We start from the raw sequence: 17423 nt of genomic DNA on the forward strand, positions 1-17423 counted from the left end.
AAACGTATTTTTTCTTTTCATAACGATCTGGAAGGGTTCAATTCTTTCAACCTTTGGGCAGAGACACTTAAGACTGAGAATAAAAAGACTGCAGTTCTGATCGGCTGCGAGCCAACAGGTCATTACTGGTTTGCGTTTGCGAAGTATGTAAATGATCATCAGAAAAGATTAGTAATGGTCAATCCATTCTCGGTTAAGAAGATCAAGGAACTTGATGATAACAGTCCAAAGAAAACAGATTCAAAAGATCCAAAAACAATCGCAAAACTAGTTGTGGATGGGAGATATTCAATCTCATACATGCCAGAAGGCATTTATGCCGAAATAAGAGACCTGGTATACAGCCGTGAGCCTATATGGATAATCTGAGGCATAAGTGTCGTGAAGAGCCGTATGCCTGAATTGGGCACGTACGGATCTGTGGGGGATATACCTAGTAATAGGTGTTTCTACCCGACAATTTAGGACTCGTCAGAGGATGGTGATCCTGGTAGACATGAGAGGTTAGTTACGAGAGGTCCTCACCCACTGCTTATTGCTTTTCGCAACCTCCACAGGGGAGTTACTTGATTCGGTTAAAATATATGTAAATTTTCCACCAAAATATTATTGACGTAAGAAAAACCACATGGTATTTTATTTTTGGAAAAAATGAAAATTATTTTAAAGGCAAACCTGTTGAAAGGCAGGGTCGCAAAGCCAGAAGGGACTAAAGTCAGAAAGTTTGACCATGTCAGCCGGTTGCCACTGTTTCCATATCATCATAATATATGGAAAAGATGTTTGAACAGGAGAGATTCCGATACCTTTTATACTATATAGATGTGTGATTTTAAAGAATATAGTAGGGACACTGGCAGATTTTGGCAGATGTCCTTTTTGTATGCAAAAATGGGTAACAAAACTAGCAGGGACAGGTTTTCTGTATACAGATAAAAGCAGGATGAAGAAGGCATAAGACGGAGAGAGGACTTTTATAAAATGAAAAGTTATGAAGACAAAATATATTCCTTAGGTGAGACTGTAACGGGGCAGACACAGGCCATGTCACAGGCCGTACAGAAAACACTGGAAAATAATGGCGGGGTAGGTATAATGACAGGATCTTATGACCAAAACCTGTCTATTTTGTCTGTGGATAATCTGCTGTTGCATAGTACAGGATATACATTCGATACTTTCATGGAACAGACAAAAGGCTCATTGAGAAATTTCTTTTATGACGAGGAAGATATACTGGAGCGAGACCGTTTTTTGCAGCTTCACGGAACAGGGGAAGCACAGATCCTTGCAGCAGACGGTACAGTGAATAATGTACGGCTTTGTAAAGAGGATGCGACAGATGAGGCGGGCAGACAGATCTGGGTTATGTCCGTACAGGTCAACTGGGATCATGTAAATCTGGCACTGCTCAATGAGGCTATCTATTCCGGCTTCTGGTATTTTGACTGTGACGAAAACAGTGAGATTGTGAATGCAAACTGGAGTCATGAATTCCGAAAAATGCTTGGCTATCATGACACCCTGGACTTTCCGAATAAACTGGAATCCTGGTCAGATCTTCTGCATCCACAGGATAAAGAAAGAGTGATGGTGCAGCTTCAGGCGGCAATTAAGGATAAGACGAACCAGATAAAATACCAGGTAGAGTATCGTATGAGAATGAAGGATAATCAATACCAGTGGTTTCGGGCATCGGCAGAAGTAATACGCCGTCTGGATGGTTCTGCCAGCAGGATTGCCGGGATTTTTATTAACATTGATGGGGAGAAAAAAGAAATCATGCAGGCACAAAAATCTGCTGCTTTCCACCGGGCTTTTACGAAAGCAGATTTGTGCGAGTATTATGTGAATCTGGAAGCGAATACTTTTGATACCTTTAAGGTTGAACCGTCCCTGATGACAGTCTTTGAACAGAGTCATACGTGGGATGAATTGATCCGGCATTTTGTGGATTCCTATGTTGTGGAGACAGATAAGAAGGCGGTATCCTCTTTTTACGACCGTGGTTATATTGCAGAAAGGCTGAAGGGGCTGGAAACCGAATTGGCTTTAGAGTGCCGTATCACTCTGAATGGAGAAGAACGATGGGTCCGCAATGTGGTCATACGTGGCGAAATAGAGGATTCAGAATATGCCATGATCTTTCTGCGTGATATCACAGAGACAAAGGTAGAGAGCGCACGGCATCTGCAGATGGTAGCAGATAATGCTTCCATGGAGCAGCTGATCCAGAGCATAGTGCGTCTGGTTGACCGCTTTGTTGTCTGTGATCTGGAAAATGACAGATATGAATTCTACAATCTGAATGGACAGATGATATATAAACCTCTGGGATTTTATCATGATTTTCAGATGCAGGTTCTTGAAAAATATAAGACACTGGAACCATTGGAAGCTATAGATATCCTGATAGCCCCGGATAATATTCGGAAAAAACTGAAAAGTGAAAATGATATTTATAAGTTTGAGTATTGCAGCCTGGATGAAAAGACTTATAAAATCGCTTCTTATATTCCCTTGGAATGGAAGAATGGAAAGCTGGAAAAGGTATTGCTGGCATCCATGGATGTGACACAGGAGAAGAAAGCAGAGATTGAATCCCGTCAGGCACTGAAAGAGGCTTACCGGTCCGCAGAAAATGCAAATCGTGCGAAAACAGAATTCCTTTCCAATATGTCCCATGATATCCGGACACCAATGAATGCGATTGTGGGTCTGACAGCAATCGCAGGAGCAAATGTTGAGAGCCAGGACAGAGTCATTGAATGCCTCGGCAAGATCACAGAATCAAGCCGCCATCTGCTGGGGCTGATCAATGAAGTATTGGATATGGCACGTATTGAAAGAGGAAAAATGACACTGGCACAGGAAGATTTCAATCTGTCAGAGCTGGTAGATAATCTTATTACACTCACGAAACCGGTGCTTGATGAACATAAACATAATTTTGATATACACATCAATCATATTGAACATGAGGCTGTCTGTGGTGACAGCTTGAGAATTCAGCAGGTATTTGTGAATCTGATGAGTAATGCGATCAAGTATACACCGGATGGCGGGAATATTATTTTTTCCATAGAGGAAAAGCCAAATGGATTTTCAGAACTTGGATGCTATGAATTTACGATTGAGGATAATGGAATCGGTATGTCACCGGAATTCCAGAAAATCATGTTTGAGCCGTTCAGCCGCGCGGATGACCACCGGACAACCAGAGTCCAGGGAACTGGTCTGGGAATGGCAATCAGCAGAAATATTGTGAACCTGATGAATGGCACTATTAAAGTGGACAGTACCTTGCACAAGGGAACTAAAATCACAGTAACAATTTATCTGGAGCTTCAGGAAAAAGAAAAAGAACAGGACAGAGATCTGATGAATCTGCCGGTCCTGGTTGTGGATGATGATAGGACATGCTGTGAAAGTACAGTTGCAACATTAAAGGAAATCGGTATTATGGGTGAATGGGTTCTCTCTGGCAGGGAAGCGGTTGAGCGCTGTTATGCACGGCATGAGTTGAAAGATGATTACTTTGCTGTTATTTTAGACTGGAAGATGCCGGAGATGGATGGTATAGAAACTGCCAGACAGATCCGGAAACGGATAGGAAAAGAGATCCCCATCATTGTACTGACATCCTATGAATTCAGCGAAATTGAAGAAGAAGCAAAGGCTGCAGGTGTAGATGCTTTTATTGCAAAACCGCTGTTCCGTTCCCGGCTGACGGCAACACTGCGGCAGTTTACTTCAGGAAGAAAAGAAAAAATAGCAAGAAATTATCTGGAGAAGCTGTCAGAATCAGACTACACGGGAAAAAGGATTCTGCTGGTTGAGGATAATGAGTTGAACAGAGAAATTGCTGGTGAAATTTTACAGATGACAGGTGCAAAAGTGGAAACGGCAGAAAATGGGAAAATTGCAGTTGAAAAAGTGGAAGCTTCTCCGGAAGGATTGTATGATCTTGTTTTTATGGATATCCAAATGCCTGTCATGAATGGTTATGAGGCAACTGCAGCAATCAGGAGCCTTCCGGGTGAAAAGGGAAAACTGCCTATTGTTGCCATGACTGCCAATGCTTTTGCAGAAGATGTACAGCTGGCCAAAAATACAGGCATGAATGGACATATCGCGAAACCGCTGGATATGAATAAGCTGAATGATGTTCTGGAAAGCTGGCTGTAACTGATTTTCATGTGATCACAAAGTATATTACTAGGAACAGAGTGAACAGTAACAGTAACTCAGGTGATGCTGCATAAATCCTCAAATACTCCTTGCAATAAAAAAATACAGCAATTATAATATAAATACAAAAGCCGGATGCGGAGGCTGACTTCTGAAAACAAAGAAAGGAAGTATAAAATGGCGAAAATTTTAATCAGTCCGTCCAAATATTTACAGGGTGCGGGAGAAATGAAGAATCTTGGAACTTATGCTGCAAAGAGCGGAAAAAAAGCGTTGGTTCTGATCAGTAAAGGCGGATATAAAAGAATCGGTAAAACGATCGAAGAGAGCTTTGCTGAGAGTACCTGTGAGGTGGTTTTTGATTATTTTAACGGAGAATGCTGTAACAGTGAGATTGATCGTCTGGTAAAGATCGTAAAAGATGAGCAGTGTGATCTTACCATTGGTATTGGTGGAGGAAAGATCTTTGATACAGCGAAGGCAGTTGCATACTATGCGGGAACACCGGTATTTATCTGTCCGACGATCGCATCTACAGATGCCCCTTGCAGTGCTTTGTCTGTTATTTATACAGAAGAAGGAGTTTTTGAAAAATATCTGTTTCTTCCGGCGAATCCGAATCTTGTTCTGATGGATACAGATATCATCACCAAATCGCCGGTTCGTCTTACTGTGGCTGGTATGGGAGATGCACTGGCAACATATTTTGAGGCAAGGGCATGCAAGAGAAGCGGAGCAACTTCCTGTGCAGGAGGTAAGACAACAGAGGCTGCCATGGCACTGGCTGAACTTTGTTTTAATACCTTGATGGATGAGGGCGTAAAAGCTAAGATAGCTCTGGAAGCAGGCGTATGCACACCGGCAGTTGAGAAAGTGATTGAGGCTAATACACTTCTTTCTGGAATTGGTTTTGAAAGTGCAGGACTTGCAGGTGCACATGCGATCCATAACGGATTTACTGTACTGGAAGAATGCCATCATATGTATCATGGAGAAAAAGTTGCATTCGGAACCATCACACAGCTGGTACTGGAGAATATTCCCCAGGAAGATCTGGAAGAGATCATCTTATGGTGCATTGAAGTAGGACTTCCTGTTACTCTGGCAGAGCTTGGAGCTGGGAAAGTAACTGATGAGCAGCTTATGGAAGTTGCCACAACTGCATGTGCGGAGAATGATACACTTCACAACATGCCATTTGAAGTTACACCGGAAACTGTATTTGCAGCAATCAAAGCGGCAGATGCATATGGAAGATATTACCTGGATGAGGAATAAACAGATAAAAAGTAAATAGCTGATATAAATAAAAATTGCAATCTGCAGAAACAAGAGTTATCAAGTATTGTTATCCTGCAGGTTGCTTTTTTTTATGTATGGCTGTAATATAACAGAAAGATCAGTAAATATTGGAACAGAAAACATACGGAGGAATATTTGTGGCAAAAAAACGAAAACCCAAAATGGAGCTTCGATATTATAAGATGCCGGAGGGGAGCCCCATCCTTGCATTGCTTGGACAGAAGTGGGTTCAGAATTATGGGAACGATATCGATTATCTCCATTTTCATAATTATCTGGAAATCGGATTCTGCTATGAAGGACAGGGATTTATGATACTTGGAGAGGATAAGGTACAGTTTCATGACCGGGATTTTACGGTGATCCCATCCAATTATCCACATACCACAAACAGTGATATTGGAACTATCAGCCGCTGGGAGTATCTTTTTATTGATGTAGAAGGATTCCTGGATAAATTTATTAATAATTCGGTAAAAAAAGAAAAAATCGTTCAGCGGATCAACTCCAGATCACTTTTTCTGAATGAAAAAGAAAACCGATCCATGGCAGGTAAGATCCTTAAGATCCTGGATATCATGCGGGATGGAGAGGAATTTTATCTGGAAGAAGCTAAGGGAGTTTTGGCATCGCTTCTTGTGGAAATCGCAAGGATAAACCGGGATTCAGGCGAAGAACGTTACAGCGAAGGCAGAGGAAAAGTCATGGATATGATATCCAGGTTCCAGGATTATATTTCTGATCATTACATGGAGGATCTTCGTATTGACGAACTGGCAGAATACTGTCATATCAGTGAAACTCATTTGCGCCGGATATTTACGACTTACATGAAGATGAGCCCGCTGGAATACATCAATACGATCCGTATCCAGGCGGCCTGTGATTATCTGAAAAAAACAGATCAGCCAATTGCAGATATAGCACATAAGTGTGGCTTTACCACCAATTCCACATTTAATCGGAATTTTCGTCAGGTTACGGGAATGACACCGCTGGAGTGGAGAAAACGTCCGGAGAACTATGAACAGCAGCTTCTTAAGTTTGACATCCATTCAGAGGAAGGCTGGTAAAACAACAAAACCAGATCTGTGGATCTGTCACGACAGAATAGAAATATCAGACTGTATGCGGATCAGGCAGATAGAAAGAGGTAAGAAATGTACGATTACAGGATTGTGGAGCAGGTCTCCAGAAAAAAGAAACATATGTCAGGAGCTCTCAGAAAAGTAATGGTGATCTTTGCGGCAATTTTTGTACTGATGGGTATCACGATCTCTCAGGCATTCATGCTTCCGGGATTTCTTCTGGCGCTGCTTTACTTTGCTTATGACATATTCAGCCAGAGAGACTATGAATATACCATGGAAAACGGACAACTGACCATAGATGTGATCTATGGAAAAAAATATCGTAAAACAGCTCACGTGCTGAAGCTTGAGGAGATGGAAGTGACAGCACCTCACTATCATGAAAAAGTGGCAAAATATAAAAAGAATACCGGAACGGAGAAACTGAAAAAATACGATTATACCTCTTATGAAGATGATGTGCCTTACTATACCATGATCATTCAGGAAGATGGACGTAAAATAAAACTTCTTCTGGATCTGACAGAGGAAATGCTGCATACGATGAAAACGCAGTTTCCTGAAAGGGTTTATTTTGCATAATATGCAGAAATGTTTGTGAAATATGTATGAAAAACAACATAAAATTTTATGAAATAGAAACAAAAACCTTCTTTTTTGACAAAAAATGTTCGCACAATGTCAAAAAAGAAGGTTTTTTTGGGGCATCCTGACGAATGTAAAAAGAAAAAATCCTCAAAGTGCATATTTTTTGTAAAAATATAGCGTGACAATAGTGCACAATCAATAAAATGGTTGAAATTGCACATTATATGAACAATTCTGCAAACTATAGAGGAAATACGTATGCTATAATCCATTCATAAGCAAACGGGAAATGCTTAATAAAGGAGGAAAAGTAAATGAAGAAAAAATTACTCGCAGTATTAATGACAGGTATCATGGCAATGTCTTTTGCTGCAACTACTACAGCAGTATATGCAAAAGGTGATGACGATAACACCCTGACTGTATGGGCATGGGATCAGAACTTCAACATCAAGGCTATGAATATTGCAGGTGAGCAGTATGCAAAGGATCACGAAGGATTCAAGGTTGATGTAGTTGAGACATCTTCTGATGACTGCCAGACCAAACTTACAACAGCAGCAAACGCCGGAGATTACAGCACACTTCCGGACATCGTTCTGATGCAGGACAACAGCTATCAGAAGTATCTGAAGAGTTATCCGGATGCTTTCACAGATCTGAAGGATATGGATATCAACTGGGATGATTTCGGAAAACTGAAACAGTCCTACTCCATGGTAGATGACACACATTACGGAGTTCCGTTTGATAACGGTGCAACAATTGCCTGCTATCGTACAGATATCCTGGAAGAAGCAGGATATACCATTGATGATCTTACAGATATCACATGGAGCAAATTCATGGAGATCGGAAAAGACGTTCACGAAAAAACAGGTAAATATCTCCTTACAAGTGAAGCAACAGGTGGCGATACTCTGATGATGATGATCCAGTCCTGTGGAGCAAACTTCGTAAATGATGACGGAGAGGCTTATATCGTTGGCAACGATGTAGCAGAGAAATGCGTAGATCTTTATGTGGATCTTGTAAAGAACAATGTTGTTAAATTAGTAAATAACTGGGATGAGTACATCTCCACAATCACAGGCGGAGAGGCTGCCGGTATCGTTAACGGTAACTGGATCACAGCTACACTGATGGGAACAGAGGATCAGAAGGGTCTGTGGCAGATCACAACAATGCCGAAAGTTGACGGCGTTGATACAGCTACAAACTATGCAAACAATGGCGGATCTTCCTGGTACATTACATCTAACTGCAAGAATGTAGAGCTTGCTGAGGACTTCCTTGCAAGTACATTTGGTTCCAGCACAGACTTCTATGATGCAATCCTTCCGGAAACAGGTGCAATTTCCTGCTACCTGCCGGCTGGTGAGTCTGAGGTTTACAATGAGCCAAGCGAGTTCTTCAATAACCAGCCGATCTTCTCAACAATTGTAGAGTACTCTTCACACATTCCGGAATTTACAAAAACTCCGTACCACTATGAGGCAAGAGAGTGCATCAACACAGCTGTTGTTAATATTGTAAACGGCGCAGATAAAGAATCTGCACTTCAGGAAGCACAGGATACACTGGCATTCAAGATGACAGAGTAAAACTGAAATATTAATGAAATACAGAGCAGGGGACTGCATGCAGTCCCTTGTCTTATGTAAAGGTTTAGATGTTTGAAAGGAGGAGTTCCTGTGAATTCCAAAAAAAGTGGCATGTCTCTGGTAGCGAAACAAAGAGCGGCCGGCTGGATCTTTCTGGCACCGGCAACCATTATGATCGCTGTCATGAGTTTTTATCCGATGATCCGCGCATTTATCATTTCTTTACAGACAGGTGCCGGAGCAAACATGAGGTTTGCGGATCCGATCTTCAGTAACTATAAACGTATTATGGTGGATAAGGTATTCCAGCAGTCCATTGTCAATACATTTCTGTATCTTATTATCCAGGTGCCGATCATGCTGGTCCTTGCGATCCTGCTCGCACAGCTTCTGAATAACAAAGATCTGAAATTCAAAGGATTTTTCCGTACATGCGTATTCCTTCCATGTGCGACATCTCTTGTATCTTATTCCCTGATCTTCCGTTCCATGTTTGCAACAGATGGCCTGATCAACAGTATCCTGATCAAACTTGGAATTTTAACAACCGGTTATAACTTCCTTGGAAACTCCACAAGTGCAAAGATTGTTATTATCATCGCGCTGATCTGGAGATGGACTGGATATAACATGGTATTTTATCTTGCGGGACTTCAGAATATCGAATATTCCGTATATGAGGCAGCAAAGATCGATGGAGCCAATGGCTGGAAGACTTTCTGGAAGATTACAGTACCGCTTCTGAAACCGACGATCATCATGACATTCATCATGTCTATTAATGGTACACTGCAGTTGTTCGATGAGTCTGTCAACCTGACAAAAGGTGGCCCGGCTAACTCAACCATCACAATGTCTCACTATGTTTACAATACATGTTTTATTAATGTGCCAAACTTCGGATATGCTGCAGCAATGTCATTTATCATATTTATCATGGTAGCTATCCTGGCCTTTATCAACTTGAAAGTAGGTGATACACGTGACTGAGAAAAAGAACAAATCCGCGATCCAGAGAAGATTGATCCCTACATATATTTTCCTGATCATCGTATCATTTATCTCTGTATTTCCGTTGTACTGGATGATCTCCGCAGCAACCAATACATCCACAGATGTATCCAGAGGCCGGATTCTTCCGGGTACATATTTCATGCAGAACTTTAAGAACCTGACAGCACAGCAGCCGCTGTGGAGAGCACTTGGAAACTCTCTGTTTTATGCGGTTCTGACTACTGTTATCTGTCTTCTGATCTGCTCTATCGCAGGTTATGGATTTGAGGTATATCATGACAGATGGAAAGACAGACTGTTCTCCATCCTGCTTCTTGCAATGATGGTTCCTCAGGTTGCCACAATGGTTCCGTTATTTAAGATGTTCTCCAAAGCAGGCCTCTTAAATACAGCGGTAGGTTTTATCCTTCCGATCATCTCCACGCCATTTATGATCATGATGTTCCGTCAGAATGCAAGAGCATTCCCGATCGATATCATTGAAGCAGCTCGTATTGACGGATTAAGTGAGGTAAGGATCTTTTTCCAGATGTTTATCCCGACTATGAAATCTACTTATGCGGCGGCAGCAGTTATCACATTTATGAATGCATGGAATTCCTATCTGTGGCCGAAGGTAATCATGACAGATAATAAGGCGATGACCATGCCGATGTTGATCGCCAATCTGATCACAGGATATGTAACGGATTACGGCATGCTGATGTGCGGCGTATTATTCTGTTCCATTCCGACTATGATCGTATTCTTCGTATTACAGAAACAGTTCGCAGAGGGTATTACTGGAGCTGTAAAATAATTTTAAAACAAAAAGGATGCTGCTGAAATCTTTAGGTATATTGTATAATATGCTTTAACTGGATCACGCAGCATTCTTTTTATACCAGATCAACTGTGGATCAGTTGCCTGGTATAAAGCTTCGTAGCGGAGCGGATGACTTTGTCCGCTTGATGCGAATAAATCATAAGGAGATAAAAAAATGGCAGAGCAGATCAGATACGGCCATTATCTGCACGGCGGCGATTACAACCCTGAGCAGTGGCTGGACAGACCGGATATTCTGAAAAAAGATATCGAATATTTCAAAAAAGCCCATATCAATACCGTTTCCATGGGAATGTTTTCCTGGGCAGTGCTGGAGCCGGAAGAGGGGAAATATAACTTTGACTGGCTGGAAGAAGTGATCGATAATCTGTATAAAGAAGGAATTTATACGATACTTTCCACACCATCCGGAGCAAGACCGAAATGGATGGCAGATAAATATGAAGAAGTTCTTCGCATGGATCCGGATCGCACAAGAAGATTTTTCGGTGGAAGACATAATCACTGTTATACTTCTCCAGTATACAGGGAAAAAGTCTACAATATTAATAAGAAGCTTTCTGAACGTTTCGGAAAACATCCCGCAGTGCTTTTGTGGCATATTTCCAATGAATATGGTGGAGAATGCCACTGTCCTCTGTGCCGGGAAAAATTCCGGGAATGGCTGAAAGAAAAATACGGGACCATCGAAAATTTAAATTCCAGCTGGTGCACAACGTTTTGGAGCCATACCTATAACAGCTTTGATCAGATCGAAAGTCCTTCGCCAAAGGGGGAAAATGCTCTTCATGCACTTACCTTGGACTGGAAACGTTTTGTTACAGACAGGACTGTGGATTTTATGAAGCATGAGATTTCTGCGATCCGTGCAGGTGGTTCCGAGCTTCCGGCAACCGCCAATCTGATGTATGACTACAACGGACTGGACTATAAAAAATTTAAGGATGTTATGGATATTGCATCCTGGGATAATTATCCAAGCTGGCATAAAAAAGACAATTATACCACAGCGTTGGACGGAGCCATGCAGCATGATCTTATGCGAAGCATCAAGAAAGCACCGTTTCTTCTGATGGAATCCTGTCCCTCTGCGACCAACTGGAAGCCTATCAACAAGCTGAAAAAACCAGGAATACATCTGGCTGCCTCTCTGCAGGCAGTTGCTCATGGTTCAGACAGTGTTCTGTATTTCCAGCTTCGTCAGAGCCAGGGAGCCTCTGAGAAATTCCATGGTGCGGTGATCGATCACTACGGTGGGGATGATACTCGTATTTTCCGCGAAGTGACAGAGGTAGGAGAAGCGTTGGAGCAGATCCGGGAAACTGCTGGAAGCGTGACGAAGTCTCCGGTGGCTGTTCTCTATGACCGGGAAAATGACTGGGCGCTGAAGGATGCGCAGGGACCTCGAAACGAGGATATGCATTATCAGGAAACTGTACTGAAACAGTATCGTGCTCTCCGAAGAAAAGGCTATAATACAGATATCATCAATATGGAACATGAGCTGTCCAGGTACCGTTTGGTAACGGCACCGATGGCCTACATGTTTTATCATGGATATGCCGAAAAGCTTCGCACTTTTGCAAAAAACGGTGGTACTTTGGTAATTTCCTACTGGTCCGGACTTGTAGATGAAACAGATAAATGCTATCTGGAGGGAACCCCTCACGGACTGATGGAAGCAGCTGGTATCCGTACGGAAGAGATCGATGCACTTTATGACTGGGAAGAAAACGTAGGTATCCCGGAAACAGGAAATCATCTCAGAATTACAGAAAGCTATACCTGCAAAAATCTCTGTGAGCTTGCAAAGGTTTCCGATGCGGAAGTACTGCTGCGTTATGGAAGGGATTTCTATCAGGGGTATCCGGTACTGACTCACAAGAAATACGGAAAGGGCCATGTTTATTATGTGGCGGCAGATATGGAAGCAGCCTTTTATGAGGATTTTCTGGGAAGGGCAGCAGAGGAAGCAGGCGTGAAGATGCCGCTTACATTTATACCGGAAGGTATTTCTGTGACAACCAGAGAAAATGAGGATACGGAATATCTGTTTATCCAGAACTTCGGAGAAAAGACAGAAACAGTTTCTGTCTCGGGGGATTACGAAGTTCTCTACGGATCAACAGATGAAAATATTGCTCCGCTTGCCACCAGGATTTTAAAGCGGAAAAAATAATCACAGTAAAAAACACAGCAAAAAGTATAAAGCATATTTGTTTTCGGACGGTATGCTTTTTACTGCTGTCTGGGAAAGAGAAGGTAAAATGGCAGGTACACCAAAAGAAGAGATAAAAAGAATAGCGGATCAGTTTGCATTTACCGGAGAACTGGTTTCCTGCGGCCCCTGCGGAAGCGGGCATATCAACGAAACCTATATGCTTAGATATCGGATCGGAGAGATGGGGTCCATTAAGGTGATCCTTCAGAAGATCAATCGGGAGATCTTTCAGAAACCGGAAGAACTGATGGAGAACATTGCCGGAGTCACCGGGCATCTGAAAAAGAAAGTTCTTCAGAAGGGAGGAGATCCGGAACGGGAGGTTCTGAACCTGATTCCGACAAAGGACGGGAAGGCATTCCTGACAGATGAAAACGGAGAATGCTGGAGAGCTTATATTTTTATTACCGATGCAGTAAGCTATGATCTGGCAGAAAAACCGGAGGATTTTTATGAAAGTGCAGTTGCATTTGGAAAATTCCAGGAAATGCTAGCAGATTACCCGGCAGAGACTCTGCATGAAACGATAAAGGATTTCCATGATACAAAGAAACGTTTTCAGACTTTGAAAAATGCCATAGAGAAGGACAGCCGCCATCGTGCTGCATCCGTAAAAGAAGAGATCGCATTTGCGTTTCAGCATGAGTATCTGGCAAATGTATTCGGTGAGCTTCTGGCAAAAGGTGAGGTGCCCCTTCGGGTAACGCACAACGATACGAAGCTGAATAACGTTATGATCGACTTGGAAACAGGAAGGGGAATCTGTGTAGTGGACCTGGACACGGTTATGCCGGGACTTGCCATGAATGATTTTGGAGATTCCATTCGTTTCGGGGCCAGCACTGCATTGGAGGATGAGAAAGATTTAAGCAAAGTTTCCTGTGATATGGAGCTCTATGAAATCTATGTAAAAGGCTTTCTGGAAAGCTGTGGAGATAAGCTTAGTGCAAAAGAGATCGAGATGCTTCCCATGGGAGCTAAGGTGATGACTTATGAATGTGGCATTCGCTTTCTTACCGATTATCTGGAAGGAGATCATTATTTTAAGATCGACCGGGAAGAACACAATCTGGACCGCTGCCGCACACAGTTTAAGCTGGTGGCTGATATGGAACAGAAATGGGATACTATGCAGACGATCGTGAAAAAATATCAGAAATAAAAAAACAGGGATTTTTACAATGGAGGTAAAGTGATGAGCGAAACAAAAGGAAGAGTGACCATTCCGACAGATCTGGATGTGATCCCGGAGACACTGAAAATGCTGGATGAGTGGGGTGCAGATGCCATCCGTGACTGTGACGGAACGGAATTTCCAGCAGAGCTGAAGAAAACCGGCGCAAAGATTTATGCAACTTATTATACCACCAGAAAGGACAATGCCTGGGCAAAGGCCCATCCGGAAGAAATCCAGCAGATGTATATCATGACATCCTTTCACACGGCAGTGTCGGATACTCTGGAAATCCATCTGATGGATCATCTGTATCCGGATATGCTGGCTGTGAATACAAGAGATGATATCAGAAGATGGTGGGAAGTCATTGACCGGACTACAGGGGAAGCTGTCAGTACAGAGGAATGGTCATACGATGAAAAAAACGGAAATGTTGTGATCAGGCCGGCGAAAGAGTTTCATGAGTATACGGTAAGTTTTCTTGCATATATCATGTGGGATCCGGTACATATGTACAATGCAGTTGTCAATGACTGGAAGGATGTAGAGCCTCAGATCACTTTTGATGTGCGTCAGCCCGCAACACGTGCACATTCCATGGATCGCCTCCGCAGATTTCTGGATTCCCATGATTATGTGAATGTAGTACGATTTACTACATTTTTTCACCAGTTCACACTGATCTTTGATGAGATGGCACGGGAAAAATATGTAGACTGGTTTGGATATTCCGCTTCGGTGAGCCCCTATATCCTGGAACAGTTTGAGCAGGAAGTGGGATATAAGTTCCGTCCGGAGTTTATCATTGATCAGGGATATATGAACAACACCTACCGTATCCCATCAAAAGAATTTAAAGATTTCCAGGCTTTCCAGAGACGGGAAGTGGCGAAGCTTGCAAAGGAAATGGTAGACATTGTCCATGAATACGGAAAAGAGGCCATGATGTTCATGGGCGATCACTGGATCGGTATGGAGCCCTTTATGGATGAGTTTGCTTCCATCGGGCTGGATGCGGTAGTGGGAAGCGTCGGAAACGGAGCGACCCTACGTTTGTTCAGTGATATTAAACATGTAAAATATACAGAGGGAAGATTTCTGCCGTACTTTTTCCCGGACACCTTCCATGAGGGCGGGGATCCTGTAAAAGAGGCAAAAGTAAACTGGGTGACTGCAAGAAGAGCTATCCTTCGAAGTCCGATCCAGAGAATTGGATACGGCGGTTATTTGAAACTGGCTCTGGAATTTCCGGATTTTGTACAGTATATCAAGGAAGTCTGCCAGGAATTCCGTGTGCTCTACGACAATATCCAGGGAACCACACCATACTGTGTAAAACGTGTGGCTGTTTTAAATTGCTGGGGAAAAATGCGCTCCTGGGGCAACCATATGGTACATCATGCCATCTATTACAAGCAGAATTATTCCTATTTCGGAATTATCGAGGCATTAAGCGGTGCGCCTTTTGATGTGTCCTTTATCAGCTTTGATGATATCCGTCAGGATAAAGATCTGCTGAATGATTTTGATGTGATCATCAATGTAGGTGATGCGGATACTGCACAGTCCGGTGGTGAGAACTGGGCAGATCCAAAGATTCTTACAGCTGTGCGGAAATTTGTCTATAATGGTGGCGGATTCATTGGAGTGGGCGAGCCAGCAGCTCATCAGTGGCAGGGGAAATTCTTCCAGCTGGATGACATCCTTGGCGTAGAGGAAGAAAGAGGATTTAATCTTAATACCGATAAATACAACTGGGAAGAGCATAAAGAGCATTTTATCCTGAAGGATACAGACGGAACCGTAGATTTCGGTGAGGGGAAAAAGAATATCTTTGCACTTCCGGATACGAAGATCCTTATCCAGAAAGATCAGGAAGTCCAGATGGCAGTAAAAACCTTCGGAAAAGGCCGGAGCGTTTATATCAGCGGACTTCCGTACAGCTTCTGCAACAGCCGTATCCTTTATCGTGCTGTGCTCTGGTCAGCAGCGGCAGAAAATGAGCTTTTCTGCTGGTTTTCTTCCAATTATAATGTGGAAGTACATGCTTATGTGAAAAATAAAAAGTATTGTGTGGTAAACAACACCTATGAGCCACAGGACACTACGGTTTACACAGGGGATGGAAAGAGCTTTGACCTTCATCTGGAAGCTAATGAGATCCGCTGGTATCAGATCTGAGAAAGCAGGATACAGGTTTACTGATAAAGAAAAGCTGTGAAATTGTCTGAGGGCGTTGACAGAGAAAAAAACTTATAATATAATAAATCCATTCCAAAAGTAGGAAAACAAAGCTGTTGTAATAGAGAAAATCTATTATAACAGCTTTTTGTTATTGCTGACAAACAATTTTACTTACAAAGAGGAGGGATTTATGAACAAAAAGATCAAAACCCTGTTTTGCAGAAAAAGAGTGCTTTTTCTCCGGAAAATAAAAGCAGAAAAAGCAGTATTGTGATAAAATAAAAGAAAAATATTTCAAAGATAAAATGATCAGAAGAAAAGAGGCAGATAGATTATGACAAAAGCAGAAAAAAAGACACTGAAGCTTCCAGCAGAGAAGCCTCAGTATATTACAGTAAATGATATTACTTACGCACAGGTGGACTCCTGGTTCGGACATTGCAGGCGGGATCTGAAACTGGATATAATCTACCCGGAAACAAAAGATGGAAAAACCTATCCCTGCATCCTCTGGATCTGCGGAGGCGCATGGCTGATGATGGATAAATCCGCACATAATCTTTATCTGAGCAGACTGGCATCCAGTGGCTTTGTAGTGGCAAGTGTGGAGTATCGTACTTCCAATCAGGGCCCGTATCCCATGCCGCTGCAGGATGTAAAGGCAGCTATCCGTTACCTGAAAGCCCATGCAGACCGGTTCCGCATCAACAAAGAGCAGATAGGAGTTATGGGAGAGTCTGCCGGAGGATATCTTACCTGTATGGCTGCGCTGGACAATGATCCGGCTCTGGATGTGGGGGAGTATCTGGAAGAATCCAGTAAGGTACAGGCTGCCTGCCCATGGTATCCGCCTACGGATCTTTCCGCATTTCCATGTGAATCTGCAGAAAAATGTGCTTCTTCCGCAGAATCCCTTCTGCTTGGATTTAATTCCATGTTAAATAAAGAAAAGGCATACCAGAGCAGTCCGGTTTCCAAGGTTACGAAGGATGCACCGCCATTTCTGATCATTCATGGCAACTGCGATCAGGTCGTTCCTTATGTTCAGTCGGAAACTTTATACGGACTTCTGGAGAAAAAAGACTGTGATGTCACTTTGCTGACACTGGATGGTGCAGACCATGCAGATATCCAGTTTTTCCAGGATGAGGTGTGGAACCGGATCGCAGAGTTTTTCCATGAAAAACTGAAATAAATAAAAGACAGGAACACAGATCATCCAGCA

Annotated in this window: 12 protein-coding genes and 1 riboswitch; all 12 genes read left to right on the plus strand. The window is 42.6% G+C overall.

Translation table 11 applies throughout. From position 1 onward, the window contains the following. A partial coding sequence (locus EAI83_RS00005) for an IS110 family transposase (RefSeq protein WP_243113428.1) occupies nucleotides 1–369 on the plus strand: 369 nt, incomplete at its 5' end. Nucleotides 370–658: 289 nt separating this feature from the next. Next, a riboswitch (cyclic di-GMP riboswitch) is annotated at nucleotides 659–749 on the plus strand. 232 nt (nucleotides 750–981) lie between these two features. Next, nucleotides 982–4188: a hybrid sensor histidine kinase/response regulator gene (locus EAI83_RS00010; protein WP_129974421.1), complete on the plus strand. Its 3207-nt coding sequence runs from the start codon at nucleotides 982–984 to the stop codon at nucleotides 4186–4188. Between the two features lie 180 nt (nucleotides 4189–4368). Beyond that, nucleotides 4369–5469: a glycerol dehydrogenase gene (locus EAI83_RS00015; protein ID WP_044961632.1), complete on the plus strand. Its 1101-nt coding sequence runs from the start codon at nucleotides 4369–4371 to the stop codon at nucleotides 5467–5469. A 161-nt stretch (nucleotides 5470–5630) separates the two neighbouring features. After that, on the plus strand, nucleotides 5631–6566 hold the full coding sequence (locus tag EAI83_RS00020) for a helix-turn-helix domain-containing protein (RefSeq protein ID WP_243113429.1): 936 nt from the start codon (nucleotides 5631–5633) through the stop codon (nucleotides 6564–6566). Nucleotides 6567–6653: 87 nt separating this feature from the next. Further along, entirely contained in the window at nucleotides 6654–7166 is a 513-nt protein-coding gene (locus tag EAI83_RS00025) for a hypothetical protein (RefSeq protein ID WP_021651763.1), read from the plus strand. A 320-nt stretch (nucleotides 7167–7486) separates the two neighbouring features. After that, the gene (locus EAI83_RS00030) at nucleotides 7487–8776 is read left to right on the plus strand and encodes an ABC transporter substrate-binding protein (RefSeq protein ID WP_015524390.1); all 1290 of its coding nucleotides are present in this window, start codon (nucleotides 7487–7489) and stop codon (nucleotides 8774–8776) included. A gap of 90 nt (nucleotides 8777–8866) precedes the next feature. Then, nucleotides 8867–9766 carry a carbohydrate ABC transporter permease gene (locus EAI83_RS00035; protein WP_129974422.1) on the plus strand — a complete coding sequence of 300 codons (900 nt, stop codon included), beginning with the start codon at nucleotides 8867–8869 and terminating at the stop codon, nucleotides 9764–9766. Further along, nucleotides 9759–10589 (plus strand): carbohydrate ABC transporter permease, encoded by an 831-nt coding sequence (locus EAI83_RS00040; protein ID WP_173723223.1) that lies wholly within the window; start codon nucleotides 9759–9761, stop codon nucleotides 10587–10589. Before EAI83_RS00035 ends, EAI83_RS00040 begins: the two co-directional genes overlap by 8 nt. Before the next feature lie 181 nt (nucleotides 10590–10770). After that, nucleotides 10771–12795: a beta-galactosidase gene (locus EAI83_RS00045; protein WP_129974423.1), complete on the plus strand. Its 2025-nt coding sequence runs from the start codon at nucleotides 10771–10773 to the stop codon at nucleotides 12793–12795. Between the two features lie 88 nt (nucleotides 12796–12883). Then, the gene (locus EAI83_RS00050) at nucleotides 12884–13999 is read left to right on the plus strand and encodes a phosphotransferase enzyme family protein (protein ID WP_015524392.1); all 1116 of its coding nucleotides are present in this window, start codon (nucleotides 12884–12886) and stop codon (nucleotides 13997–13999) included. Between the two features lie 33 nt (nucleotides 14000–14032). Continuing rightward, the gene (gnpA, locus tag EAI83_RS00055) at nucleotides 14033–16195 is read left to right on the plus strand and encodes a 1,3-beta-galactosyl-N-acetylhexosamine phosphorylase (RefSeq protein ID WP_129974424.1); all 2163 of its coding nucleotides are present in this window, start codon (nucleotides 14033–14035) and stop codon (nucleotides 16193–16195) included. 337 nt (nucleotides 16196–16532) lie between these two features. Next, the gene (locus tag EAI83_RS00060) at nucleotides 16533–17393 is read left to right on the plus strand and encodes an alpha/beta hydrolase (protein WP_129974425.1); all 861 of its coding nucleotides are present in this window, start codon (nucleotides 16533–16535) and stop codon (nucleotides 17391–17393) included. Nucleotides 17394–17423 lie beyond the last annotated feature (30 nt).

The organism is Blautia sp. aa_0143 (assembly GCF_004167315.1).
GTDB classification, from domain to species: Bacteria; Bacillota; Clostridia; order Lachnospirales; family Lachnospiraceae; genus Blautia_A; species Blautia_A fusiformis.